Raw genomic sequence first — 23,785 nt, 5'->3', positions numbered from 1 at the left:
TCGTTGCCGCTGTTCTGATTGTTCCGTAAGTTTGCGCTGGCGATCTGCTAAAAGTTTTGCGATGTGCTCTTTGTGGCGATGGAGTGCTTCTATACTACTCATAATGCAAGTGTCTTATAGCATTTTGCGGTTTTGCAAGTCAAGTCATCAGGCGCGCGGGCAGATGGGAAGCTAAACAGTCACCAATCATATGCGGGCTAAATATCGCAATAACCATGAAGGTGGTACGCCCGCGCGCCGGCGCTGCTTACTTGCAAGCGGTCACGGGCACTTGGTATACTCAGCTCGGAGCTTGCAGGTTTGCTGCTCCCCCGAGCAACCGTCGGGGGAACGGTAAGCCTACAACGCTTACTTTTTCGAACCGAACAACTGGGACTTGAAGCTGTTACTCCAGCCTTCGTTTTGTCCCTGTGGCTGTTCCTTGATTGGGAACACTGACACGACGTATTTCAGCACGTCGGACTCAGCTTTGAGCTTGGCCAGCGCGGCTGGCACATCTTCCGCTTCCACCTGGAAGATTATCTTGTAGACAGTCATCTGTCTCACCTCCTTTCCGGCTGCATGCAGCCTCAATCCGTCGGCAGGTTATCCCTGCCTCGCGCGCTCGTAGATTTCTCGCACCTCAGAGAGCGGTTGCGGGCGAAAGAACATATCCCGCTCAATCGGGCATCCAAGTACGCCTCGGGTAGCTTCAAGCTCAGAGAGCGTAAAGTAGCCCAACTCCGGAAAATCACCGGCCACGTACCCAAAAAAGGTATCTTTGCCATCAAACTCAATGGCATACCATGTCCAATGAAAGTCGGGATAGAAAAACTTGCAGACCACCACCGGGTCTTCGACCTGTTCTGATGCATACAACGGCGGCAATTGTTTCCGAAGTTCCTTTGTCAACAGCTTCATACTGTTCACCTCCTTTCTGCAAAGCTGGTTGCTCTGCGCCTCCTCCGAACAGATGGCAGACGGAACCTTGTCAAACCCGTGACGATACAGAAGGGGCAACGATTGAGGCACGTTTGATAAGGTGGCTGGCATCTGTACACTAAGAAAGCAGAGCAGTGGGATGGGGAGTGAGCGATGCGGTAGGCGGCAATCATGTCAGAAAATAAGGACAGGATTGCTGCCGGTAGCTGAGCGAACGGCAAGGGAACGCGCAATCGGCCACAGTACACATTGGTTCTTGGGAATGCGATGGAACACGCGGCTTCGGAAACAGACCTGCTGTCGAGGCAAGAAAAGGGTGGGTGGGTTGGGAAGTATAAAAAGCGCCCCGCCGGAGCGGGGCCACCATATCCGCGAGCCGGAAGGAGGGTTCAAGGGGGGAATTCCGGCGAGCGGGCGCGTCGGGTGAGCGAGAGCGAGCCCGACTGCCGACCCGGGCCGCGAGGAGCGCATTAAGCGACGAGTGGCGGGGACCCGCGCCCCACGAAATGTGTACGAACATATTCCTTTGACAGTCAGTGTGAATAGTACGAGTGATGGGGTTGAGAAGCGCGGGGAGGGTTGGCAGTCGGGCTCGCGCAGTGGAGTGGAACGCAACGGAGAGAGACCGACGCGCATCGAAGGGCGATTGCCCCAAGTGACGCAGCACCGCAGTGCAGCGGAACGCGTGGGTATGAGCACTTCGATTATTCCCCCCTTGCTCCTCGCAAGGGCTCGATGCCCGCGGCGAGGAGAACAATCCACCTTGAATGTGTGCTTTACCAATGGGAAAAAGGGTGCTTTTCAAACAGCACGGCTAAAGCACTACCATAAAGCACGGGTGTGAAGCACGGTTTCTGTGGAGATGGTGAGGAAAGTCGGGGATGTTTTATATCCCAAAGTGCTTTCTAAGTGTAAGAAAATATCGTCTGTAACCGCAGTACCGGAGCGACTGGCAGTATCGTCCACGAGGCGCTGTATGACGATTAGGCGGTAGTTTGTAACAGGAACGATGAAAGAGTGAGGAGCATCATACACGGGGCTTCAGAGCCGTTTTAGAACCGGGGGTTGTTTTACCAGATAGGCACCGGTGAGCCAATCCCCTTTTTTCGCCACGCCAAGTCCTATCTTCCTATTGCGCCTTCGGCGCGCAAAGACACGTTCATTTTTATTCCCTCCGTTCGCTCCTTTCCCTCGATCTATAGCTTACTTAGCGAGAGCTGACGCTCTCGGAATTTTCGCTGTCAGCTCTATCTCTCGCTGAAGTAACTCAGGTTAGTATGTTCCAAGTTCCCCTAGTTCTGCTGATGCAGAACACGTTGCAATGAGTCTCGGTCAGTCGCTTCACGGCCAGTATTGTTAAGCCTGCCGGCAAGTTGAGCTTGCCGTGAGGATGGGTAACTGGTCCCCTACCCGCGCCACAAATATGTGAATGCGGGTTGCACAAGAAGAAGAACCGTAGTAGTACGTGTCAGTGTGATCGAGTAATGGACAGTAAGGTCTAGCATAGCAAAGCCACAAAAAAACCTCCCTTGACAAGTGACCGGAGGCTTTGCTACGCTTTACTTGCTTAGAGTGAAAGCGGTTGTAGCTGAGTTATCCTCCGATAATTCGTCTGGAACCGTTTTTTTATTTGTCATACCGCTGGTGCTCCGATAGTGACTGATGCAAGCGCATACGTACTCGCTAACTCCTCATCAAACCATATCATCGAAGTACCCGGCAATATCCTTATACAAGCAAACAGACACCCACATGTCAATCGTACTGGTAGGAGATATCATACAAGGATGAGGTGTAGTATGTCTCACACTTGTGTGAGATGTGTGAGATATCGGAACGGTGTGGGAATGGTTACGCGCTATTGCCTTTGTCCGCCTTCCCCGCTGCGATGCGGGCACCAATGGCGTCCAGGTTTTCCAGGCCATATTCAAGAATCGTTTCCAGAAATACTGATTTGCTGATGGTGTCAGGATAGGTGCGGTGGTTCAGCGCTTTATGTTCTTCGTCTAAGCGGGCCATGAGAGCCACATCTAAGTAGAGGCTGCGCCGTTCACGCTCTTTACTCGTTTGTTTTGACCTGCCGGAGTGCGGCTTAAAGCGTTCGCTCAGTTTTGCTATTCTTCCTTGTCGATCATCCATATGCTAAAAAACGTATTATGCTTGGGCTGCCTGCTTGCTAACGAATTGTGCCAGCTCATTGTACAGGCGGCGCAGTTCAATCGCGTCGTCCTCCTTAGTTGAATTCGGTGCTTTGAAAGAAAAGATGGAGCGGCCTTTATCATACGCTTCCTGCAATACCACCCGCTTCTTAATTTCCACCGGCGTCACGACTGGTATGGAGGCTCGCATATCCCCGAGGATACGTTTTGACAGCGCGGAATCCTGCACCAGATTGGGCACGACTGCCAATACCTTAATAGTTATCCGCAGGCCCTTCTCAACACTTTCTATCTGGTCAAACAGCAAGTCGAGCGCGCGTACTGAGGTGGTTTCGGCTTGAATGGGCACAACGACCATCCGGGCGGCGTTGAGGGCGTTATCGGTCAGGTTGCCCAAATTCGGCGGGCAGTCAATAAACACCCAGTCATACTCCTTGCTGATGTCTTCAAGTAACTCGCGCAGTTTGTGCTCGCGATTGCGCGTCATAAACAGCTTTTGCTCAATGAGGGCCATCTGGTAGTTAGAGGGAATTAAGTCAAATTTCTCATGCGGGATATGGTGGATTAAGCCGGCTTTGTCCGGGTGGGAGATTGTGAGCGCGTCGTAGAGGCTGTGCTTCTCTTGCAGATACAGGTCGTTGACTCCGACGCCTTCGGTTAAATGACCTTGCGGGTCAAGGTCAATCAGCAGCACTTTTTGGCCTTGCTCAGCCAAAGCTGCGCCTAAGTTGATGGTGAGTGCAGTTTTGCCAACGCCACCTTTTTGATTACAAATAGCAACAATATAGCTCATGGTCGTGTGAGGGGTGTGACATGTGTGAGATGTCACACTGATCATACAAATCCGAGGTATCGTTGTCAATAGTGAAGTTTCATCAGTGGATGAGAGGTATGATGGGTACGAACGGTGCGAGCAGTGTGATAGGTATGACATGTGTGAGATGTATGATACGTGCGAGATGTGTTACAAAGACATGCGTATATTGACAAATGCAGTTGTATTCTGTAGTATCAATACTACTATGAATACAGCAACTGGATACACAAGGTTAAATATTACCTTACCCAAAGATATTGCTGCGTACGTGCGACAGCACACCACAAACATTAGTCAGTATATCAGTGAAGCACTGCGTGAGCGTGTGGCGCGTGAACGCCGCGAGCAAGCATTACAGGCAATCCTTTCCGGGCCACCCACGTTTACACATATTGACGATAGCACGGCCTATGTACGCAGCTTGCGTGAGGAGGACAAAGCGCGAGATAAACGCTTGGGCTTGCTATGACCTATCTGCTGGATACCGATGTCATGATTGATTTCTTCAAGTTCAAAGAGCCAGCCAAAGGCTTAATACAGCGCCTGAGCAAAACCGGTACCTTGGCCTTGTCAGCCTTGACGATCACGGAACTGCGTTCAGGCTGGACGGCAGAGCAAGCCGGCCGCTTGCTGCCACAGCTCTACGCCCTATGTGTCGTTGAGCCGGTGAACAAAGAGATTGCCCAGCAGGCAGGCGTCTGGCGTCACGAGTATAAAGAGCAGGGGAGACAGTTAAGTACACCTGATACGGTGATTGCCGCCACTGCGCATTTGGGCAACTGCTGGCTCGTCACCAAGAACACCAAAGACTACCCGATGCCTGAACTCAAGCTGTACGAAGAAGAAAGGGTCGCAGAGTAGCAGGATAGGCAACAGTGAACTGACAGAACCTGGCCAAACCAAGCACGAACACGCACAATATGCTTGTGCTTGAGAAATCCGCCCCTGATACGCTATGCTAACCCTTTATGGGTGAGCGACCGACATTCGGTATCCATACTCCTGAGCTTCCTCGGCGCACCAAAGCAGACCAACCAGCCACCATGTTTCCTGATGGTACGGATCTGCCGCTCTTCAGTGGCACGCCCATTCCAGCCACTGAGAAGCCGTTTGTACCGGAAGACCACAGCATGAAGCAGGAGCTGCTGCCTGATATGCCACCGGTTGATTACGAGCATGTACTGGCCAAAGACCAAGAGTTGCGCCGGCGCAAACGAGCGGCTGCTACGTTGGCACCAACTGGTGATATCTTTGCCACCCCGCTCAGTACACTGCCCGAAGCAAGTACCATCGAACGAGCGGTACAAGCTGAGGCAGCCACGCCACCGGCGATAGCAACACCTGAACATCGGCGATCATCGCCGCGCCGGAGGGAGGAACTGCATCCATTGCGTGAAGCCTTAGCTCCGTATCTGGATTTTCCGACACTCCGCCAATTAGCAGCCCGAGGCGAAGACCTGACCCAGGCATACATTGGCCCAGGCGAGATGCCGTCAGAAGTCCACGCCGTACTTGATGCGTTGAGCCTGATGCTCCGGCCAGTCCACCGAGAACAAGTCAAAAGCCCGCAGGATATTGCCGCTGTGTTTATGTTGGAGATGGCCCATTTAGACCAAGAGCAATTGCGGGTGGCCTGCCTCAATACCAAAAACCGGCTGCAAAAAATCCATGTGGTGTATCAGGGGAGTCTGAATGCGTCAATGATTCGGGTAGGGGAGATATATAAAGAACCGCTCCGACTTAACAGCGCAGCCATCATAGTTGCGCATAATCATCCGTCGGGCGAGCCGAATCCGAGTCCGGAAGACGTTTTGGTGACACGGGAAATAGTAGAAGCGGGAAAATTACTTGATGTGGAATGTCTCGATCATTTGGTTATTGGGCAAGGAAAGTGGGTGAGTATGCGCGAAAAAGGGCTTGGATGGTAGTGTGTAGCGTATATCGACCGAACAACATTGTAAAAAGCGTATGTGGCATAATTGAAACCAAACTTGATGCAGAAGAGATTGAGATAATCCTTCTACCTTCAATCCAATATTTCGAAAACCTTCAGAAAAATCGGGAACCCGGCTAGATATTTATGGTTGAAGCTATTCTAGTGGTGAAAAATGACTGTGGGGATGTGGAGAAGTCGAGTAATCAGAACCAAAAAGGCCGCCCACATATCCAATGTGAGCGGCCATTACGCAACCAGACAGGCTATATCAGTTATGCCACGTTGGTGGCATAGTAATTGTGTCTATCCGGTCTTACGGCGTGTAAAGTTCACTTGACGATGTCCGCCCTGATGAGTTAGCCCCTCCCGCAACGAGAACACGATTCGTGCCATCACTCATCGTGATGAAAGCCGCGCCGTGGTTGTACCGCGCAGTGCTCATGGATGTGTCGGTTGTCCAGGTGCCGGCCGAAGGGTCATAGATTTCCGTTGAGCTGAGATTATTGGTTCCACCGGCTGCGAGAACTTTTCCGTTCGCTAGCAATGTGAGTGAGAACTGCACACGTGCTACGTTCATAGAGCCGGTTGTCGACCAGGTATCGGTCGACGGATCATAGAGTTCGGCAGTAGCCGTGGTTGTGCTTCCCGTGCTATATCCGCCGGCAAGCAGAACCTTACCGTTGTTTAGCAAGACAGCTACTCCGCGGTCATGGTTGTTGGTCAGATCGCCGGTTGTCTTTGTCCAGGTATCGATGGTTGGGCTGTATACGTAGGTGTACTTGTTATTTGACCCACAGCAGCCGCCAGCGACTAAAACTTTCCCATCGGTTAGTGTAGTCGCTGTGTGATTCGCACGAACCTGCGGCAGATTGGCAGCTGTTGAAAAGCTTCCGTCTGTGCCGCTCGTTGGGTCGTAAATCTCACTCGCGCCGTTCGCGGCACTGTCGCCAGCGACGATGAGCACCCGCCCATCATTGAGCTTTGCAGCGGCGTGGGCCGCGTGCTTTGATTGCATGGTGAGCGTGCTGCCCGACGAGTTCCACGACATCGTGGATAGGTTGAACAGCTCGGCGGTTTGCAGCGTGGTAAAGAGGCCGAATCCGCCGGTGACCAACACCCGCTTACTCCCGTCACCCATCGTGACAAGCGTTGCCGTGTTGCGGTGGCGCGCGTCATGCAGATTGTTGCTGGCCGAAGTCCATGAACCAGTTGAAGGGTTATAGATTCTCGACCACGATTGGGGTAGGGTCGTGTACGCCCCCGATGACAATACCTTGGTATAGGTATTGCCTGACTCGGCTGGCAACACAGTGAGCGTCAACCCTTCATATGCGGCTGACAAGCTGCCGGTGTTGGCCCAGCTACCAAGTGCGCTGACAGGCGCAGCCGGAAATGCTGCGGCAATGACGAGCGCTGCCATGATTACCAGTCCGATGATTCGTTTTGACCGTAACATGAAGTCCTCCTAGGCTAACGATTGAACAGATGACTGGACAGTTGTGTAATCGCTTTCTCCTTTCGTTGATGAAAAGGCTTATGCTACTCCCAGGTGAGCAGCATTACATGGATAATATTTATCAACATAATGCTACCCACTCAGGATAAAACTCATATCAGGGTTATCAAAGTGCAAGTTATGTATTTTTGCCACGAAACAATATGTCGCAAAAGGACATATCTTTCTTAAAGGCTGAGTGAGTTTATCATTTTTCGCGTTTTTATGTCAAAGAAATCGGTCATAGCCATTATTAAACAGTTGGTTATGGTTACTGAGGCCCCTTACCTTTAGCGAGGACAAAATCTTTTCCATTCACCGAAAACTTTTTAAAGATTCGAAATTGTAGTTGTTGTGCTAGTTCAAGACATTTGACTTCTCCAGGGGAAAAGGGATGAAGAACAATAAAATCTACCTTGTCACCTTTCTTATAATTTGCACACTCGATTACTTGTATCGGCTTTGCTACGTACTGTTGGTGTGGCTGCATCAACATGTAGTTAACAGGAAATGAGGCGTAAACTTTTGCCTTTGGATATTCTTGTTCAAAGTATCGCGATAGATCTGTACCTGCCTTGATAACATCGAGGTACTCTAAGTTATCTTCAAGTGGAGCAAAAAAGTAGCCGCTTATTTGCCTATGATTATTCCAGTTAAAGTAGAAAAGTAGTAATAGCACGCTGGTGGCTGTCAGTAATATTGCATGTATTCTTTTTGCTTTAAGTAATTGGAGATTTGTGATGAGGCTGTACAGTGCGGCAAGATAAAGAAACGGTAGCGCAACAATACAATATCGAAAAAGGAAATGCGTTTTCGCGAAAAACAACGTATAAATGATTGGAATAATGAGCAGCGGTACTTTTTCCGCCTGCCAAGATTTGAAAACCTTTTTCAGATTATTGCTCGACTTAAAAAAGCTAATGAGCGGAGGTAAAACAATGCCAGCAATCAAAAGTACTCGCCATTGACCAAAGAAAACAAACTTTAGCGTGCCGAATAGAAGATTGATATTAAACCCGAGGGTTTTTATACCCGTTCCAATTGATGTTTCTTGAAGTTCAGGTGCAACTAGCCACCATCCTGTAACAACGCTGTGGTAGGAAAACCAGCCAAAAAGGACGATCAGCGGAAGAGTGATGAGCAGGCTTTCTTTTGTGACAAGGGCAATAATGCCAGTTTTAGATTTTCTCAAAGCGGTCACCGCGTGCAAAACAACAATGAACAGTACGAATAGTACACCGACTTCTTTTGTCAAGACGAGTAACCCTGCTGTAACTGCGTAGGCTGAAAATCTACGCTTGAGATAGAAGTAGTAACCCCACAGTGCAAATGCTGCGAGTGGGATCTCCATATAAATAATGCCAATCTGGGCGAGAAAGACAGGAGTAAAAAGAAGCAGCAAGCCGCCGAGCAAGCCCATTAACCGTCCGGTATTTTTATCTTTTATTAGCTCTTTGCCGACATAATACACGCCAAGAACAGCAAGGAGTGTAAAAAAGAAGTTCAATAGGTGCGAAACAAAAAGCGACTCACCAAACATTTTCCATGCTAGAGCAAGAATTAACGGAAATAACGTAGGGTGCGCAAGCTGCGTGAATTCGCTTGTCAGGGGGAAAAAGCCGGTATTAACAAATCTGTGAGCGGTTTGAATGACAAATCCGGCAGAATCCCACCAATATGGAGTGTGTATGGTGGGTAACCATAAAAGGCCGGTCACTATAGTAAGAATGATTATATAGACACTATCAATTTTACGGAACATTTTTACGCTACTAAGTATTTCATTCTGATAGTGAGCATGTCAAGTAAAGCAAATATAGATGCCAACTTCGCGCCAAGAGGACAGACGAGGGGAGCAGGTGAGTTACTCTGCGGGAAAAGTAGATCTTATCAGTTCAGGACTGTCATGAGTTGGACTGTTCACCGCACGAGAGACCTGGTAGGCTTCCATCTCATCTGCCGGGTATGGCTGTAAGAAGTGGTGCAAGTGCTCAGGCTCAATAATGTCAGGACTCAGCCAAGCGTCCTCATCGTCACGGTGGAGAATAACCGGCATGCGGTTATGGATAGGGGAGAGCAGGCTGTTTGGCTCAGTGGTGATGATGGCACAGCTGAGCAGTTCCTTGCCATCAGCGCCGCGCCACACATCGTAGATGCCGGCAAAGGAGAATATCTCTTCCTGCTTGAGTTTGAAGAGGTAGGGGATCTTGGTATCTGACGTGCGCTTCCATTCAAAGAAGAAACTGGCTGGAATGAGACAGCGTTGCGTGCGGAAGGGTTTGCGAAACGTTGCCTTGCTCTCGATGCCTTCAGCGCGGGCATTGATTTGCGGCTTAATCTGTATTCCTTCACGCGCCCAGAAGGGAACAAGCCCCCACTGCATTAAAGCGAGTGTGTGGTCATTTGTGATGACCGGTATCGTTTGGCTGGGTGCAATATTGTAGCGGGGCCGAAGCTCAGTCGCAGGGGGAAGGACGAGGTCATTGTAGTACCGTTTGGTGAGTTTATCTGGTGTCGTAAAGCCAAAACGCCCGCACATAGATTAAGGGCTATTATACCGAATAAAGAGCGAAAGCGCGAGGAAAGTATTTAGCCTCGAAACGTGCTTTCTGCTATAATCTCCGCAATAAGATGAAAAACTCATTCAAAAAAGAGTCGGAAAAGATGGATTCTAAGGTTGTTAATAAAGCGATAAGGGAGGTTGTAAAACCTTTGCTAAAAGAAAATGGATTTACAGATTTTTCTGCTCGATCTGCTTGGAGACATACCAATGATACTGTTGAAGAAATTAACTTTCAGTTGTTTAATAGTTACGTTGCGTTTGGGGTTGGATGTACTACATTTTCATTTGCAGTCAATCTTTACGTTCATTACAAATATTTCAACAAAATTCCATTAAATAAGTCTTATCGTGGGCAGCCTGGCATATATGGCCATTCAGTACAAAAACGATTACATAAGAAAATAAACCAAGCTCAGTTATTTCATCCATACAATGATAGGGACTTTCATGTCTGGAAAAAAGATAGACCTGAAGTGTGGTATGTCAAAGAGGATAGAAGCAACCTCAATCTAGTAATTGAAGATGTAGCGCGGGCGTTAATCACAGATGGTCTACCATGGCTCGCGAAAATGACCAACTTACCTTTTGCACTAGAGTTAATTAAGACAAAAGCTAGCAAGAATGATGAAGATTACGGTGGCAATCTTGGTTCACAAATGAGAAAAGAACTAATTAATGGATTGTCGGAACATTTAGCCAACAATCAATGACCATGCATATATTCTAATCAAATCTGTAGTTATGTCTAACACATATTTAATGAAACCAAAGTTGATTGTGGATATAAGAATTTACAATGAAGAATATTGATGTTTTACATAAACAACAGGCGGAAGTATGTCAGAGGTTCTCGACCACCTTTACTCCTGTTGACTTGAATCATCGACTTGGAATATCCGATAATACAGACGGTATACTTACACCTATTAATGGTCTCCGTCATCCTCCTAAAGGAGATATGTCTGGGTGGTATATTTGGTCGGGAGAAAAGTTTTCTTACAGTGACGACTTTTTTAAAGGTACACATATTTTCCACCTGGAGAAACGGTGTCCTCAAACTTTAAAGTATCTAGGATTACCTCCAGGGTTCAGGTTTTTAATCGATAATAATGGTTATGAAGATGTCTGGTTTGACGAAAGTTTACTTCATATAGAGAGTTAGTATTTATGAGATGAAAAGCCTCTAGTCAGAATCCCATATAAATAATTTAGATAAATGAAATTTTCAAGCCTTCATTAACAGTCGTATTATGTACAGGTATCTCAACTGCCATATTGTATCCTCTGATTTCACTGCTAGTTCTTGTGAATTTGTTAATGGAAATAGTTTGACAAATATATTTGAACACATTATAGTCAACTTTAATTTTTTTGATTTAAGAGGATATGAATGATAAAAGTAAACATTACAAAACAAGAAATATTCGGACTGATAAAGGCGAAGAGGATGAGATCTATACTGGAGAGATTGATAATATACAGGAATTAAAAGATAGTGAAGTGTATCTTACAAGTCTTAAAGAAACAAACATACAGCAATTCTTTAAGCAGTATTGTCAGCTTCTTATAGAAGTCAGTAAAAGAGGAAAAATTACACGGCAAACTGCTGCATATATGATTGCTGGTTGGATGTTCGATTCTGAATTAAGAGAGATTCCTGAAATTAACGAGATAGTTTTTCTTGCGGGGAGCCTTGAAGTTCCTTATCATATTGCCACTGATATAGGAGATAAACAGGCATACGATATGGAGTGGAATAAATTAGTAGATAAAATTAATGATTTAAGATATTAACTGACCTCTGCTTGCACATTTAATTCTTCTGTCTCAAAATTGAGACCACCTTCCAGGCGCATCGGTTTTGCTCTCGTCTCTCTTAGCCTCAAATAACATTTCTGCTATAATCCCTGCAACATGCTGAAAACAATTTTCTTTATAGGAATGGCAGCGATTCTCGCCTTAGGGGGAGTAACGTTTTCAATTTACAAAACATGCGATATAGTTTACTTAACGGATAAAGATTTGTCTCCGGATGGTAATTATTTTATACGAGCTCAGAAAACCGCTTGTCCATTGCTTGATCGTTATACCACGGATTTAATAGTTACTCGTATAAAACATAATTTTCTTGAAAGGTTAGACGGAAGTTATAGTGAAGATATTTTGATTTTAAGGGGATCGAATTCTTCTGTGGTATCCTCATGGGAGGATAATCGATCCGTAAAAGTAAGATTTTCGGGATGTAACGCTATATATGCACAAGAGCATTCATGGAGAGATATAAAGGTCGTATACGATGGACAGTGTTCAGAAGACAATTAACTAAATGTCGCCCTCGGTCGATTAAGGTAAGATTTAAACAATAAATTATGGAAGTTGGATCTTTTTATATAGTTACCGCAGTAACAGGATTACTTTTTGCAGTGTTCCATAGAAAATTAGGCAAGTCGGCGGTGGAGTTCAGAAAACAAATGTTCGGGAGATTTTTTCCTGAATGGGCATTTGGGCGAACGACAGTAATTATTACCCAAATCGGATGTTTATTGACAGGCATATTGGTTCTTATAGTTAGTATCGGTAAACTTATGATTTGATTACGTAGCCATATACCGCTTCTTTAAATCGCTCCCTCGAATGATTGCACCATCCTTCATCCACTCGGAAACTGTCTTTTTGTACGCTTGTGCCCGTTGTGTTCTCACACGCTCAAGCACTGCCCGCCGCTTGGCTTTGGCATCGCGGGCACGCTCGCTGTATGACTTGTGAGTAGGGGGAAAGCTGTATTCTGTCATAGACTCGTCGCCTCCATTTCCCGCTGAGCGTTTTGTTTCCCCAGATGAATATAAATTTGGGTGGTCTCTAATGAAGCATGGCCAAGCCAATCCTTTAGCCGGTAGGCACTCACGCCTTGTTGTGCTTTGGCAGTGGCAAAGGTATGCCTGAGGCTATGGCAGCTGGCTTTCTTCTTGATGCCGGCAAGTTTGAGGTACTTAGCGACAAGCTTTCTGACCCCGCGCTCTGAAATCGGTTCGTTAGTGTAATTGAGAAACAGCTGCTCGGACAGAATCTTCGGCCGGATGATAAGGTAGTTCTTAATCGCTTGGGTGGCTTTCCGTTCCAGTTCAATCGAGCGGGCGGCCATACCCTTGCCGAGTCGTACCCGTAGCACATGGTTTGAAAGGTCAATATCATCAATCCGCAGGGCAACCAGCTCAGACACCCGTAGCCCTGTTTGCAAAAAGACCTGCAAAATTGCATAGTCTCGGGCGCTGCCGCCGGCGTAGGAGAGCAGGGCGGTGTACTCTTCACGGCTGAGTGCTGTTCTGTCTTTGCGCTCCCGCTTCGGCGTTTCGACGGTGTCCATTGGCGACTTCGCCAGGTGGCCGTGCATGACTAAGTAACGGAAGTATTCTCGAAGGGCGGCAACTTTACGGGCTCTTGATACACCTGAGAGCTTGCGATCAGCCAGGGAGGTAAGATAGTCAGTAATGTCTGCGCGCTCGACCTGGGTAGGGGAGTGGGCAACCATATTGTTCTCATGCAGCCAGGTAAGAAACTGGTGGATGTCGGTTTGATACGCCCGGATGGTCGCATCACTCCGGTTCTTGCCGGTCAATTGGCTAAGAAAGTTGGCGAGTGCTTGTTCAAGTGTCAGTTGTGTCATAGGTCGGTTCTCCTGCAATCTGTCCCCATCTTAGCAACCGAGCAGGGGAGACGCAAACTAAAAATCCGGAAAAATTTGGTTCCGATAACATCGGTATTTTTTCATTATATGGAACCAACGAATTGCTTGTCTATGGGCAATCTTACAAGGAGTGGTTCTGAGAATAGGGATTATGGGAACCAGGTGATTAGTAGCGGCACACCTGTGCTATAATCAGCATCACAAAGGGGCACGACGTTTTTACGTGAGACGTGAATGAGCAGCACAGCACAACGGTTTGACACGTTCCTTTCTAACCTCCAGTTGACGGAAGCACAGATTAGGGACGCGATCACCAAACATCGAGGAGTTCGTAAAGCACTTCATACCGCTTTCTACGGAGATACTACCAAGTCTAGTGACTACTTCAGCGAAGCAGCTTATGAAGCTGAGCTGGTAGAAGCATATAAAGCCTCGGTAGTTACATTCAAAGAGAGTTCGGTGTATAGCACAAGTTTGCTTGTTGGGTCGTATGGCAAAAACACCGAGATTGCACCTCCAAGCGATATCGATATCCTTTTCAAAATGCCGATACATTTGTATACAAAATACGACAAAGACCCGTATAATGGACAGAGCCAGCTCTTACAAGACGTAAAAAATGTTCTCCGTAAAGCTTATCCAAGCACGGATATACGTGGCGACGGACAAATTGTTGATGTCCCATTTATTTCATATAAGGTAGAAGTGCTGCCGGCATTCCATTCTTCCGGTGACCAGTATCTTTACCCAGACGCACATAACGGAGGTAGTTGGCGAGTTACTAACCCAAAGGCTGAAAAGTTACAGATAAGCGCCTCGAATAAACGTTCCGAGGGTAATACGATCCGGCTCATCAAAATGATTAAGGCGTGGAAGAGATATTGTGCTGTACCAATAAAATCGCTCGTTATTGAGTTACGCGCTGTTAACTTCTTGCAGACATACGAATATTACAACAGAAGCTCGATGTTTTATGATTGGATAATAAGAGATTTCTTTAAAGAGCTTTTGAAACACACCAATGGTTCGTGTAAAATCCCTGGTATAGAAGAGACGATCTATTACGGAGACGCTTGGAAAACTAAGGCAGAAAGCGCATACTCGCGTGCGATAAAAGCGTGCGAATATGAGAGCGCAGAATACGGCGATAGCGCCACACTTGAGTGGAAAAAGATTTTTGGGAGCCAATTTTATTTTGTATGAGGAGGTCGCGAAAAATGGTAGACGAAAGAACGCGTATCTTATCGATAATCAGAGAGGTTTACGGAAGAGTTGCTTGGACACACAAGACATTGGAGAAAGACCGCGAAATACTTAGTGGTCGAGCGATGCGCAATAGATGGGCTAATATAATTATTTTGTCAATCACAGCAACGGGGGTACTTACAAGCATTCCACTTGATGCACTCTGGTTGAAAATCGGAACGGCGATAACCGCATTAATCTCAACAGGATATGCGATATATGACCTATCATTTCCGGTCGATATCGAGATACTTCAATATAGGATAGCAGCAAAGAAATTATTAATAGAGAGAGATAAACTCCTCCTACTTATTGAAAAGGCAATGGCCACCAATGTAAACTTAGATGAAATACGCGCCGAGTTGACGAGAGTAATCGAGCGAACAGGAGAAATTTACAGCTCCTCTCCTGACACAACAAGTAAAGGGCATAGTCTTGCGACACAAGGGCTCAAATCGAAAGAGGAGCTTACGTTTAGCCAAGACGAAATTGACAGTTTGTTGCCTGCTCAGCTCCGCTTGAGTGGAGCGGATAAGTCGTCAGCTCAACAACCTTAAAAAGCATAAGCAGGTGACTATTACGAGGTCTATTCGAGACTAATAAGACCCGTTTGCCGGAGTGCATACCACAATGCCGCAAAACTAATACCCCAAATAAAAATTGTACTAATGGTCTTGAAGTAGATGGTTACTGTCATTTCCTTAGTCTTTAATATCCCTTTAAACACATAATGGTTGACAAAATATAGCACTATAACAGTGTTTAATACGATAGCAACAAAGTAAACGAGTAAAGTTCTAAGTATGAACATGGGTTTATTATAGAACAATTGATGACCTGTAACTAGATATACATTAATAACCATATGGTTGGCTATAATTATTTCTCGATTTGTGCTAGTCAGAAGTAGAGACATAGTTCTTATAATGGGCAGTATGGGAACCAGAAGGGAAGTTAAGGATGAAAGACGTAAGAGGAGGAGTGTCGGGGATACCGCATTAGAATACGAACCACAACAGAACTAAGCCAATACATGCGACCTGGCCAAGCATAGCATAAAGGCTGATTAAAGCAAAAAGAGATTTCAGCAAGATGCTGAAACTCACAGCACTCCCAAACCTCTCTGACATGACCCATCGCCGAGTGTTTAGGTCAACGATTCCTGCTACCAAGACGGATAGAGGAACCCATAAATATGGTTGATGAAAGTAAAAACCTAAAAGAAGTGTGAGGAGTGAAATTAATATTGCGGTGTTAAGTCTCATCTTTCATGTAGTCACCAGGTATATTATGGCAGAGTTTCGCACACAATACCATCTTCATCCCTATCAATGCATTGCAGGTCTCCTGCTCCTATGCGCTCAAAAAACGCATAATCATTGGGGTGGAAGTTTACAAACCGCTTACTGAGAATCCGCCCACATCTCTAAACGAATGGACGGAGCGGTAGCCTACTAAGCCTTCAAGAAAAAGACAGCCATATAATTCGAATTCAATCCTGCTGTCCTTGGAACAGGTTACGGAACTCATTATCGGAGATTTCGCGGTCCTCATAGTCCAGATCGTGAATAAGCCATCTGCGGCCGTCGTATTCCATGGAATGCTTAGGGCCAACAAGACAGCAGTTTGGGAGGTATACTTTTCTGACGAACGGCTGTTGCTCGGCTTCCTTCTTGATAAAAGCAGCACCACGAATTTGTGGGATGAACCAGGGCTGTAAACCCATTGCGCCGAATTGCATTTGAATAATCTCGTTAAGCGTATGTATCGCTTCTAATGCAAGCTGCCGCTCATTATGGTCAACCTCTGGTTTAAAGTGAATGGTGCGATTACGGATGTCACGCATTCGGCGATAGGCAATGACCGTCTCGGGAAGCAGGACGTTCCAAGACTCAAGAGTATCTATAGCCACTTTCCAATCATCAAATGACGACTTCCGATAGATATGCTTGTATTGGGGTGTCGCCCGAAAGTCATCTCGTAGCAGCAAGATAAGGTGATTGAGAATGCGCTCGCCCAGCGCGCAAGCACCGGTCAATGCCGGGTAGTAGCCACCAATGACAAATGAGTTTCGGATTTGACTAAGAAACTTATTGTGAAAGGCAATAATCGAAAAAGGCTTTGCGCCTAATTCAATGATGTCCTGAAGTTTTCGCTCTGCATCATACTCACCAAACTCACGCGTATACGCCTGCTGTTGTTGCACCTTGTTGCGACGATGCCCTTCTTTGACCGCTTCTTCCCACTCATCTTTGATTTCCAGAGAGAGCGTAGAAGCGCGCGAGTCAAAATCCATACCGAGCACACGATATCGTTTCATAAATTTCTGGTATTACTTGCTATCTCAAGCAAGAAACGAAGCACCCCTTCCATTCGTACATTGAGAGCTTTCACTTGAGCTTCGGTATAGGGAATCACCAACTCATGTGTACCTCTCTGGAAGAGGTCAATGAAGGCAATCGTTGCACCAACATCTTTACTTACAAACTCGGAGAATGGGCCATTATTTACGTGCCGACAGATATACAGTAACCGCGCTTTACGCGTCGGTCGGTTTTCTACGTAGAGCGCAGGGTCGTTGTTCCAACGACGAACGCTCTCATCGGGCGCCAGGCGATGCAAGACATGCGTCAGTAGCTCTCGCATAGATATCGTTGCGTGCCTAACCCTATCTGGGTTATCTGACTCAATAGAGTGCCTTACACCCTCCCACAAAGGGATGAGGTTTGCATCTACTGCACGGAGCTGGAGATACAGCGCATCCTCGGTTTCCGTTTGTAATTCGATTCGATAAGCTGGCCTCACCTCATTGATACGTTCCGGGTTTTCAACAATGACCGACCCAAACAGTGTGGCTTCATTCAAAAACTCAATCGCTGGCAATCGAGTAATCTGCGGTTCGTAAGCAAGAAACTGCTGTGCAGAGTCGCGGAAAGATTCGGACAAAACGTTGTAAGCTTGTGAGAAATCCACGAAGTTTGCGCGAAGGTCAACACCAATATCAAAGGGAACCCGCGTAGCAAGCGTTATATCCCCCCACGGAATCCTAGCAAGCGTCTGTTCAGCGATTTTCGAAATGCCCGCCACTTCGGCAAAATGCCGGCTTACAGCTTCATCAAGTCGTACTGCTGATTGCAGAGCATCATGTAATGAAGCCGATTGGCTTAACCATCCTTGAGCTATGTCTTTAGTATCGAGTGCAAGAAATTGTGCGGGTCGTGCTACTTCAACCATCCGAGCAAGTGCGTTTCGGCTTTCCTCGGCAATTTGAAGAACCTGAGCACCCATGGCCTGTTGAAAATCCTGCATATTAGGCAACGCCGCTTTAATGAACGACGTGTCGATAATACGACTCATGGTTTCGCGAAGCCGCTGGTGCTGTTCATCGGTATACGCTTGTAAAGCGGTTCTAAAGCCCTCAAAAGGTTCGGCATTCTCTGGCAGATGCTTATCGAGTGTGTCTTTATGTCGTGCCCATACCTGGGCTACGCGAGCTAACGACCTGTCTTGCCAAGACTGGACTGTTTCAAAATCAAGCTCTGGAGACACAAGCTGGTGGTGGATTATCCGCGCAGTGAACTGACGAGGAGATTGTTCGAGGGTAACTTGTTCGGTAAGGAACTCCATGTCCCCAACAGATAACCAACGCAGTTTGATGGTGCCGTGTCGATGCGTCCTGATGGCAATAGGAGTTCCAAAATATCGATTTTTCTGTGGCTTTGACTTTCTGCTTGTTGCCTGTTTCATTTTTTGACCGAACCCTCAACCACCTGAATCTCGTCTCCCGACAAACCGTAAAGTTCATACACCAGCCGGTCAATTTGCCGGTCGGTTGCTTCAATCTGTCGCTGGAGTACTGTCTTATCCTGGCCTGTTTTCGCAGCAGCAAGGCGTTTGTGTAGGTCTATCAGGCGCTCAACGAGGGAAACTACATGGTCATGTCGTGTTCTCTCACTGGAATTCGAGAAATCGATACGACGGATTGGTAATTGAGCGACATTTGTTTTCTTTACCTCTGCCAACGCTTCCCCAACTTCTGGATTCAAGGTATGGTAGTACCAATTGAGTAGTTTTGAATTTACCACACCGAGCAGAAAAGACGGTGCCGGAAGAGACGCCTTCGGAATAATGACATGCATGTTGTTAAGGCAGATATACTGCTCGGTGTCCATAGCCGCGACTAGACTATCTCCAGTTTGGCGCATAAAAATCTTGAGCGGAGCATCAAAGTTAGCTGCGGGCCGTGGCTCGGCCAACCATGGACCGAACTTGATATAGCGGGATTTGAGCGGTGCAATTTTGTATCGGCCTATGTCGCTGCCCCGAAGATATGGCCGGTAAGATGGATCAAGTTGACGGTCACTATCAAACGGTCGTGTTTCTACTGTTTGCTTTGTCTGTGGAGGATTACCTTTACCTGTTTGGTACGGCTTGACACCCACGTTGATGACGCACAACGTGCCAAATGGTTCACCCACCTCACGGCACTTTGCGGCCAATGCTTCTTCGGCTTCGCTAGTGAATATGTTGATTACCCCACCACCCAGTGCTTGCCACTTCTGTTGCTGATGCTGAATCACCCGATATTCACCATCAATCGTGGTGTTCAAGAAGTCTCGAAGCGACGGTACGACCGTAACTGCCACCTGCCAATTTTCCGGTGCGCTTTTCTGAAGGATAATGATTTCAGTATCAACAGTTACTTTAGGAAATACCGGAAATTGAAAGTGAACAATCTCGGTAATGCGGGTGCTTTCGACCACGAAACGTCGTATTTCTTTTTGGAGCAAGTTCGTAAGCCAAGGGTTTGGGATAATCATGCCAAAATATCCGGCCTTCGCAAGGAGGTTTTTTATTGAGTTTTCAAGAAAAAGGAGGTAGCTATCGAGCTGGTAGTTCTGGCATTTGTACTTCATGTTGAGGTAGGCTTTGTCGGCATCATAGAGATAAGCGCCGTAGGGCGGATTGCCAATCACAGCATCAAATCCACCTGCCCGCATAATCTCCGGAAATTCACCTTCCCAGTCAAACACATTGACGCGATACCGTTCTTCATCATCGAGGAAACTTGCCTGTTGATTATTGTAGAAGTCAGCCCCAATGAGGGAATTTCCGCACTTAATATTTCTTCCTAAGTCGGGTAAGGCGCGCTCCTGGAACATCCGAAGCTGGGTGGCGAGGGTTTGCTCGTTTTCCCCTTCAAGCACCTTGAGGAGCAGTGACAGCTTTGTGACTTCTACTGCCTGCGTGTCAATATCCACACCATATATATTATTGAGCAGGATGCGCTTGCGCTCAGCACTCACCAGCCGCCAGTCGCCGCCTGTCCCTTGGTAGAGTTCCTTTTTATGCTTCTGCACTCCATCAGCGACATACCAGTCCCGATGCCAATCTAGCAAAAACTGGTAAGCGCCGATAAGAAAGGAGCCTGAGCCGCAGGCAGGGTCTGCTATCCGCAGCTTTGCGACCTGCCGAGGGCTCTTCCCTGCAACCAGCTTGCCAACGGTATGCTGCACAATGTAATCAACGATATAGTCAGGCGTGTAATAGACGCCGCCAGCTTTGCGAACCTCAGGCTTTTCCTCAACAATCGCCTTCCGGTCGTCCGTCAAATGAATGACCTTGCCCAGAAACTGCTCGTACACATGGCCGAGGATTTCAATCGGCAGCACGGAAAACTCGTAGGGGCTGTCTGGGTAGTAGGTACTGCGGATGATTTTGCTCAATGGTTCATCAGCAATCGTGAGGTGCATGGTCAAATCATCTGGATGCTCTGGCCGGTCTTTTTCTTTTGCAAAGTGAAATAGTCCCGAGTTGTACCGATCATCAGCCAGCAGGAAGAGGTTGGTTAGTTTTTTGTACACCTCGCCACCGACCGTAGCCGACTTCAGCCGCTCATAGGGCTCAATTCCCCGGTCTTCAGAGATGCGAAGAAAAATAATCCGGTCAATCGTCATCTGCACCGCGTAGTTCAGCTCGCGCTGTGTGAGCTTGGGATTTCGAACGGCAATATCTTTGGCAAGCAGCTCCCGCCAGGTTTCAATCTCTTTGAGGAAGGCGGCATCAACGGTCGCAACGCCCTTTTTGTCTTTCAGCAGATCTGTGTACTGCTCAAGCGAGCCAGCGAGTACAGCCTCACGGGAGAAGAGTGCGGCAATCTCTTCCCACCGCTCCAGGTAGTCACTGTAGTCGTAATAGAGTGTGCGGGCTGTGGCTGTTTTGTCGTCTTTGTCCGGGCGAATCCGGCAATCGTAAACAACAAACTCTTCAAAATCGGTGAGGATACTCAGGGGTAGATTGGCAGACCACGCATACCGGCGAAGCTGAAAGGCAGGACTAATATTGTCTCTGAGGTTAACTGCGGGCTTCTTAGCTTCAACAAAGAACTTACGGCTGCCACCGATACGGAAGCCGTAATCAGGTGCTTTGGTCGAGCCGCCGATTTTGACGGCATCTTCATGAATGACATCCTTATATGCCTCGGATATCCCGCCTTTATTACTGATGTCCCAGCCGAGGGCTTCAAAGAACGGGTCGATGAATTCCCTGCGGACCTGTGTTTCATTGTACTGGCCTGACCGATACGCCGAAGCGTTCCTGTGAAACCGGTCAATAAGTTTGATAACCTCCGCAGGTGTTTCCATAATAATGCCCTCAACTATAGCAGCCAAGATTGCAAAGTCAACACTCATTATAACGCCATCGTCGCTGACAAAGAAACGCAGTGGTATGCCGAACGGTTACAATCCAGTACCAGAAATGGAGCTGGAAAACGAAACAGGGGCTGTCCAGGTTTACCCTGTGGCAGCCCCATACTTGCAAAGTTGCTGTTTTGATTGTAATCGGTCAATATTCTTCCGGCAAAAGAATAGTCGTTGCCGACCGGTCAGCCTCGGTGATGATATAGATGGCCGTTCCATCGGAAAGCGTGTACCGGCTTAGCAGCCGAAAGCCGCGTTGGAGCGAAAACTCGTTTTCCTCCCTGTCTTCCTGGTCAAGCTCTCCCCAATCGCCGCGCCAGTGCCGGCGCAAGAATTCAGATGGCTCTTGGTTGTTACGGGTGAATGCTTCTACTGCACCAGGTGTGGCCACCAGTTGGCCGAGGGCAAATTTGCGCTCTCCCCCTTCCTGCGCTTGTACGGCTGTAAGACGGCAGGGCGTAAATGCGCTGTCCTGCACAATCGGAAAACCCCACTGCGCGCTACTCAACTCTAGGTCTGATTGGCTGAAGTACGTCAGTGCTTCATCCCAGCCGACACGGTAGCCGTAGAAAATGGCGTCCTGCGCAAGTGGCTGCATCTCAATGATGTACCACGTCCAGCCGGCCTGCTCACACGTCAGCTTCAGCCAAACCATTGGGTCAGGCTCTCCTGATGCCTCGCCTAGTTGCGGGATGTTCGCCCGCAATTCTTCCGGTATGTGAATGTCCACCGGTCTCCTCCTCCGCGTTTGACGCGGCAGCTAGTGGCCGCTCCCGTAAGCGGCGCATTGCAACCAGCGCAACTGGCTCCAAAACGCCGCCTTGTAGGAAAAGGAGGAACGAGCAGTAACCTGCAAGCAAAGTGAAGATGGAAAGCACAATGCAGCCGCTAATGCCTGCATGTCCTCCCACTTCTCCTCAGAATGTATCAGGGTTTACTACTGAGAGCAAGGTGATGTATTCGACACTTCGCGACACCACAACAGGCAACAATAAACCCGCATTGCTGCGGGTTTGCTAGTGTGAAATGGATTGTATCTAGAACAAGGTTGCCTGCTGCATCCCCGTCTCTAACTCATCCCAAGGGAGATGTGGAATATCAGATAGTCGTGCTAGACGGTGTTGAAAGTCTCGGCATAGTGCAGGTGACCGACGCTCATCTGGACAGTGACAGAAGAAATATACTTCAGTACCTTCGGACAACCATTGTGCTACGCGCTTTGCCCACTCATCCAAGAGTGGCGCATTCAGCTCAGGTTTGGGATGGCCGATGTACCGAATCAGTGCAATATCGCTGCTGCGTAGTGGATGCATCGGTACATCTGGTTTACGGTCTCGTGCCCGCTGCAAGTCAACGTCCGCGCCGGGTAGCGGGCCAGCATCCAGGGGTCGCACGTCCATCACGACCCGCCCAGCATTGTAGCGTTCTAATAACTCCATCAACGTACGTTCAGCAGGCTCGGCGTACCAATCAAGGTAGCGAACTTCGACAGCAATGCGGTAGTCTCTGGGCCACGCAGCCAACCAGCGTTCAAGGTCTTCTATCTTATCCGCTCGATACCCAGGCGGAAGCTGGAGGAAGAACGGCCCGAGCCTTTCCCCGAGCGGAGCCATGCGATCAATAAACTCCTGTGTGGCTTTTCCCTTGGTAGCCAGCGGTCCCTCATGGCTCACTTCACGCGGCAGCTTAAAGCAGAACCGGAAATGCTCAGGTGTTTCAGCGGCCCATCGCTTCACAGTCTCGGCCGCCGGGGTCGCATAGAACGTTGTATTTCCTTCGGCAGTCGTCAGCCTGCGGCTGTAGAGTGAGAGAAAATCAGTACTCTTACTGCCGGGAGGAAACAGCTCACCTACCCAATCCTTGTATCCCCAAACCGCGCAGCCGATGTAAAATGCTGTGCTCATAGTGTTGTCCCCGTAACACTAAGCTCTACGCTGCCGTATCGAGGTAGTAGCGGAAGGTAAAAAATCTTTGAGGCATAGAAGGTGGTGTTGCCCTCGACCGTGGTGAGGCGGCGGCTGTAGAGGCTCAGGAAATCGCCCTGCTTGCTGCCGGGCGGAAACAGGTCACCGACCCAGTCTTTGTAGGCCCACACCGCGCAGCCGATCCAGACGTTCGCCATTTCTGCCTGCCTTTGCCATGCGCTGATTTGCTCGCCGCGCTAGCCTACACCGAGAAGCGCAAGCTTGCAAGTTGCGGGCCGGGAGTGGGGATGAAAGTTGCCACAAAGACTCAAAGACTCGAAGGCTTGAGATACATCCCA

At 48.0% G+C, this 23,785-nt stretch carries 22 protein-coding genes; 8 read left to right on the top strand and 14 right to left on the bottom strand.

Annotated elements, in window-relative coordinates; translation table 11 throughout:
* Positions 1 to 348: 348 nt before the first annotated feature.
* The 4 genes from M1P90_RS14555 to M1P90_RS14540 all read right to left on the bottom strand — a co-directional run bounded on the left by M1P90_RS14555 (position 349) and on the right by M1P90_RS14540 (position 3,873).
* The gene (locus tag M1P90_RS14555; RefSeq protein ID WP_483703390.1) at positions 349 to 537 is read right to left on the bottom strand and encodes a hypothetical protein; all 189 of its coding nucleotides are present in this window, start codon (positions 535 to 537) and stop codon (positions 349 to 351) included.
* Between the two features lie 48 nt (positions 538 to 585).
* On the bottom strand, positions 586 to 900 hold the full coding sequence (locus tag M1P90_RS14550; protein WP_483703388.1) for a DUF2958 domain-containing protein: 315 nt from the start codon (positions 898 to 900) through the stop codon (positions 586 to 588).
* A gap of 1,872 nt (positions 901 to 2,772) precedes the next feature.
* The gene (locus tag M1P90_RS14545) at positions 2,773 to 3,060 is read right to left on the bottom strand and encodes a hypothetical protein (RefSeq protein WP_483703386.1); all 288 of its coding nucleotides are present in this window, start codon (positions 3,058 to 3,060) and stop codon (positions 2,773 to 2,775) included.
* 15 nt (positions 3,061 to 3,075) lie between these two features.
* A complete protein-coding gene (locus tag M1P90_RS14540) occupies positions 3,076 to 3,873 on the bottom strand; it encodes a ParA family protein (RefSeq protein WP_483703384.1) in 798 nt (265 codons plus the stop codon).
* Positions 3,874 to 4,012: 139 nt separating this feature from the next.
* Between M1P90_RS14540 and M1P90_RS14535 the strand changes: the two genes are divergently transcribed.
* The 3 genes from M1P90_RS14535 (at position 4,013) to M1P90_RS14525 (ending at position 5,825) form a co-directional block, all read left to right on the top strand.
* Positions 4,013 to 4,366, top strand: a complete 354-nt coding sequence (locus tag M1P90_RS14535) for a type II toxin-antitoxin system CcdA family antitoxin (protein WP_483703382.1) — start codon at positions 4,013 to 4,015, stop codon at positions 4,364 to 4,366.
* Positions 4,363 to 4,758 (top strand): PIN domain-containing protein, encoded by a 396-nt coding sequence (locus M1P90_RS14530; protein WP_483703380.1) that lies wholly within the window; start codon positions 4,363 to 4,365, stop codon positions 4,756 to 4,758. The genes M1P90_RS14535 and M1P90_RS14530 overlap by 4 nt, the downstream gene beginning before the upstream one ends.
* A gap of 182 nt (positions 4,759 to 4,940) precedes the next feature.
* The gene (locus tag M1P90_RS14525) at positions 4,941 to 5,825 is read left to right on the top strand and encodes a JAB domain-containing protein (protein ID WP_483703378.1); all 885 of its coding nucleotides are present in this window, start codon (positions 4,941 to 4,943) and stop codon (positions 5,823 to 5,825) included.
* Positions 5,826 to 6,146: 321 nt separating this feature from the next.
* Here the strand turns inward: M1P90_RS14525 and M1P90_RS14520 are convergent, their stop codons facing one another.
* From M1P90_RS14520 to M1P90_RS14510, 3 genes are all read right to left on the bottom strand, one after another.
* A complete protein-coding gene (locus tag M1P90_RS14520) occupies positions 6,147 to 7,289 on the bottom strand; it encodes a Kelch repeat-containing protein (protein WP_483703376.1) in 1,143 nt (380 codons plus the stop codon).
* A 310-nt stretch (positions 7,290 to 7,599) separates the two neighbouring features.
* Positions 7,600 to 9,090, bottom strand: a complete 1,491-nt coding sequence (locus M1P90_RS14515; protein ID WP_483703374.1) for a hypothetical protein — start codon at positions 9,088 to 9,090, stop codon at positions 7,600 to 7,602.
* 102 nt (positions 9,091 to 9,192) lie between these two features.
* Positions 9,193 to 9,867: an SOS response-associated peptidase gene (locus M1P90_RS14510; protein ID WP_483703372.1), complete on the bottom strand. Its 675-nt coding sequence runs from the start codon at positions 9,865 to 9,867 to the stop codon at positions 9,193 to 9,195.
* Between the two features lie 125 nt (positions 9,868 to 9,992).
* On the opposite strand from M1P90_RS14510, the gene M1P90_RS14505 reads away from it, so the two are divergent.
* The 3 genes from M1P90_RS14505 to M1P90_RS14495 all read left to right on the top strand — a co-directional run bounded on the left by M1P90_RS14505 (position 9,993) and on the right by M1P90_RS14495 (position 11,685).
* Positions 9,993 to 10,601 carry a DUF4304 domain-containing protein gene (locus tag M1P90_RS14505; protein WP_483703370.1) on the top strand — a complete coding sequence of 203 codons (609 nt, stop codon included), beginning with the start codon at positions 9,993 to 9,995 and terminating at the stop codon, positions 10,599 to 10,601.
* 86 nt (positions 10,602 to 10,687) lie between these two features.
* Entirely contained in the window at positions 10,688 to 11,053 is a 366-nt protein-coding gene (locus tag M1P90_RS14500; RefSeq protein WP_483703368.1) for an immunity protein Imm33 domain-containing protein, read from the top strand.
* 224 nt (positions 11,054 to 11,277) lie between these two features.
* Positions 11,278 to 11,685, top strand: coding sequence for a hypothetical protein (locus M1P90_RS14495; protein ID WP_483703366.1), 408 nt, complete (start codon positions 11,278 to 11,280; stop codon positions 11,683 to 11,685).
* Between the two features lie 994 nt (positions 11,686 to 12,679).
* Here M1P90_RS14495 and M1P90_RS14490 read toward each other — a convergent pair.
* Positions 12,680 to 13,555, bottom strand: coding sequence for a tyrosine-type recombinase/integrase (locus tag M1P90_RS14490; RefSeq protein ID WP_483703364.1), 876 nt, complete (start codon positions 13,553 to 13,555; stop codon positions 12,680 to 12,682).
* Positions 13,556 to 13,810: 255 nt separating this feature from the next.
* Here M1P90_RS14490 and M1P90_RS14485 point away from each other — a divergent pair, with 255 nt between their 5' ends.
* Together M1P90_RS14485 and M1P90_RS14480 are read left to right on the top strand one after the other, a co-directional pair.
* Positions 13,811 to 14,779, top strand: coding sequence for an SMODS domain-containing nucleotidyltransferase (locus M1P90_RS14485; RefSeq protein ID WP_483703362.1), 969 nt, complete (start codon positions 13,811 to 13,813; stop codon positions 14,777 to 14,779).
* A gap of 14 nt (positions 14,780 to 14,793) precedes the next feature.
* Positions 14,794 to 15,378: an SLATT domain-containing protein gene (locus M1P90_RS14480; RefSeq protein WP_483703360.1), complete on the top strand. Its 585-nt coding sequence runs from the start codon at positions 14,794 to 14,796 to the stop codon at positions 15,376 to 15,378.
* Positions 15,379 to 16,313: 935 nt separating this feature from the next.
* On the opposite strand, the gene M1P90_RS14475 is transcribed toward M1P90_RS14480, so the two are convergent.
* From M1P90_RS14475 to M1P90_RS14450, 6 genes are all read right to left on the bottom strand, one after another.
* Entirely contained in the window at positions 16,314 to 17,141 is an 828-nt protein-coding gene (locus M1P90_RS14475; RefSeq protein WP_483703358.1) for a hypothetical protein, read from the bottom strand.
* Positions 17,138 to 18,568 carry a pPIWI-associating nuclease domain-containing protein gene (locus M1P90_RS14470; protein ID WP_483703356.1) on the bottom strand — a complete coding sequence of 477 codons (1,431 nt, stop codon included), beginning with the start codon at positions 18,566 to 18,568 and terminating at the stop codon, positions 17,138 to 17,140. The genes M1P90_RS14475 and M1P90_RS14470 overlap by 4 nt, the downstream gene beginning before the upstream one ends.
* Positions 18,565 to 21,513, bottom strand: coding sequence for an Eco57I restriction-modification methylase domain-containing protein (locus tag M1P90_RS14465; protein ID WP_483703354.1), 2,949 nt, complete (start codon positions 21,511 to 21,513; stop codon positions 18,565 to 18,567). Before M1P90_RS14465 ends, M1P90_RS14470 begins: the two co-directional genes overlap by 4 nt.
* A 154-nt stretch (positions 21,514 to 21,667) precedes the next feature.
* Positions 21,668 to 22,252, bottom strand: coding sequence for a hypothetical protein (locus M1P90_RS14460; protein WP_483703352.1), 585 nt, complete (start codon positions 22,250 to 22,252; stop codon positions 21,668 to 21,670).
* 307 nt (positions 22,253 to 22,559) lie between these two features.
* Positions 22,560 to 23,426 carry a DUF72 domain-containing protein gene (locus M1P90_RS14455; RefSeq protein WP_483703350.1) on the bottom strand — a complete coding sequence of 289 codons (867 nt, stop codon included), beginning with the start codon at positions 23,424 to 23,426 and terminating at the stop codon, positions 22,560 to 22,562.
* Entirely contained in the window at positions 23,423 to 23,644 is a 222-nt protein-coding gene (locus tag M1P90_RS14450) for a DUF72 domain-containing protein (RefSeq protein ID WP_483703348.1), read from the bottom strand. The genes M1P90_RS14455 and M1P90_RS14450 overlap by 4 nt, the downstream gene beginning before the upstream one ends.
* Between the last annotated feature and the right edge of the window lie 141 nt (positions 23,645 to 23,785).

It is taken from the genome of Kouleothrix sp. 19917, from assembly GCF_057073505.1.
Note: the sequence above shows the minus strand (reverse complement) of the source record. Positions and strands in the feature narration are given on the sequence as shown.

Excerpts from the sequence above, each read along its gene's own strand:
- M1P90_RS14520 (WP_483703376.1), bottom strand. The coding sequence starts at position 7,289 with ATGTTACGGTCAAAACGAATCATCGGACTGGTAATCATGGCAGCGCTC.
- M1P90_RS14465 (WP_483703354.1), bottom strand. The coding sequence starts at position 21,513 with ATGAGTGTTGACTTTGCAATCTTGGCTGCTATAGTTGAGGGCATTATT.
- M1P90_RS14480 (WP_483703360.1), top strand. The coding sequence starts at position 14,794 with ATGGTAGACGAAAGAACGCGTATCTTATCGATAATCAGAGAGGTTTAC.
- M1P90_RS14495 (WP_483703366.1), top strand. The coding sequence starts at position 11,278 with ATGAATGATAAAAGTAAACATTACAAAACAAGAAATATTCGGACTGAT.
- M1P90_RS14510 (WP_483703372.1), bottom strand. The coding sequence starts at position 9,867 with ATGTGCGGGCGTTTTGGCTTTACGACACCAGATAAACTCACCAAACGG.
- M1P90_RS14505 (WP_483703370.1), top strand. The coding sequence starts at position 9,993 with ATGGATTCTAAGGTTGTTAATAAAGCGATAAGGGAGGTTGTAAAACCT.
- M1P90_RS14515 (WP_483703374.1), bottom strand. The coding sequence starts at position 9,090 with ATGTTCCGTAAAATTGATAGTGTCTATATAATCATTCTTACTATAGTG.
- M1P90_RS14545 (WP_483703386.1), bottom strand. The coding sequence starts at position 3,060 with ATGGATGATCGACAAGGAAGAATAGCAAAACTGAGCGAACGCTTTAAG.
- M1P90_RS14530 (WP_483703380.1), top strand. The coding sequence starts at position 4,363 with ATGACCTATCTGCTGGATACCGATGTCATGATTGATTTCTTCAAGTTC.
- M1P90_RS14485 (WP_483703362.1), top strand. The coding sequence starts at position 13,811 with ATGAGCAGCACAGCACAACGGTTTGACACGTTCCTTTCTAACCTCCAG.
- M1P90_RS14550 (WP_483703388.1), bottom strand. The coding sequence starts at position 900 with ATGAAGCTGTTGACAAAGGAACTTCGGAAACAATTGCCGCCGTTGTAT.
- M1P90_RS14475 (WP_483703358.1), bottom strand. The coding sequence starts at position 17,141 with ATGAAACGATATCGTGTGCTCGGTATGGATTTTGACTCGCGCGCTTCT.
- M1P90_RS14455 (WP_483703350.1), bottom strand. The coding sequence starts at position 23,426 with ATGAGCACAGCATTTTACATCGGCTGCGCGGTTTGGGGATACAAGGAT.
- M1P90_RS14490 (WP_483703364.1), bottom strand. The coding sequence starts at position 13,555 with ATGACACAACTGACACTTGAACAAGCACTCGCCAACTTTCTTAGCCAA.
- M1P90_RS14470 (WP_483703356.1), bottom strand. The coding sequence starts at position 18,568 with ATGAAACAGGCAACAAGCAGAAAGTCAAAGCCACAGAAAAATCGATAT.
- M1P90_RS14555 (WP_483703390.1), bottom strand. The coding sequence starts at position 537 with ATGACTGTCTACAAGATAATCTTCCAGGTGGAAGCGGAAGATGTGCCA.
- M1P90_RS14525 (WP_483703378.1), top strand. The coding sequence starts at position 4,941 with ATGTTTCCTGATGGTACGGATCTGCCGCTCTTCAGTGGCACGCCCATT.
- M1P90_RS14535 (WP_483703382.1), top strand. The coding sequence starts at position 4,013 with ATGTGTGAGATGTATGATACGTGCGAGATGTGTTACAAAGACATGCGT.
- M1P90_RS14540 (WP_483703384.1), bottom strand. The coding sequence starts at position 3,873 with ATGAGCTATATTGTTGCTATTTGTAATCAAAAAGGTGGCGTTGGCAAA.
- M1P90_RS14500 (WP_483703368.1), top strand. The coding sequence starts at position 10,688 with ATGAAGAATATTGATGTTTTACATAAACAACAGGCGGAAGTATGTCAG.
- M1P90_RS14450 (WP_483703348.1), bottom strand. The coding sequence starts at position 23,644 with ATGGCGAACGTCTGGATCGGCTGCGCGGTGTGGGCCTACAAAGACTGG.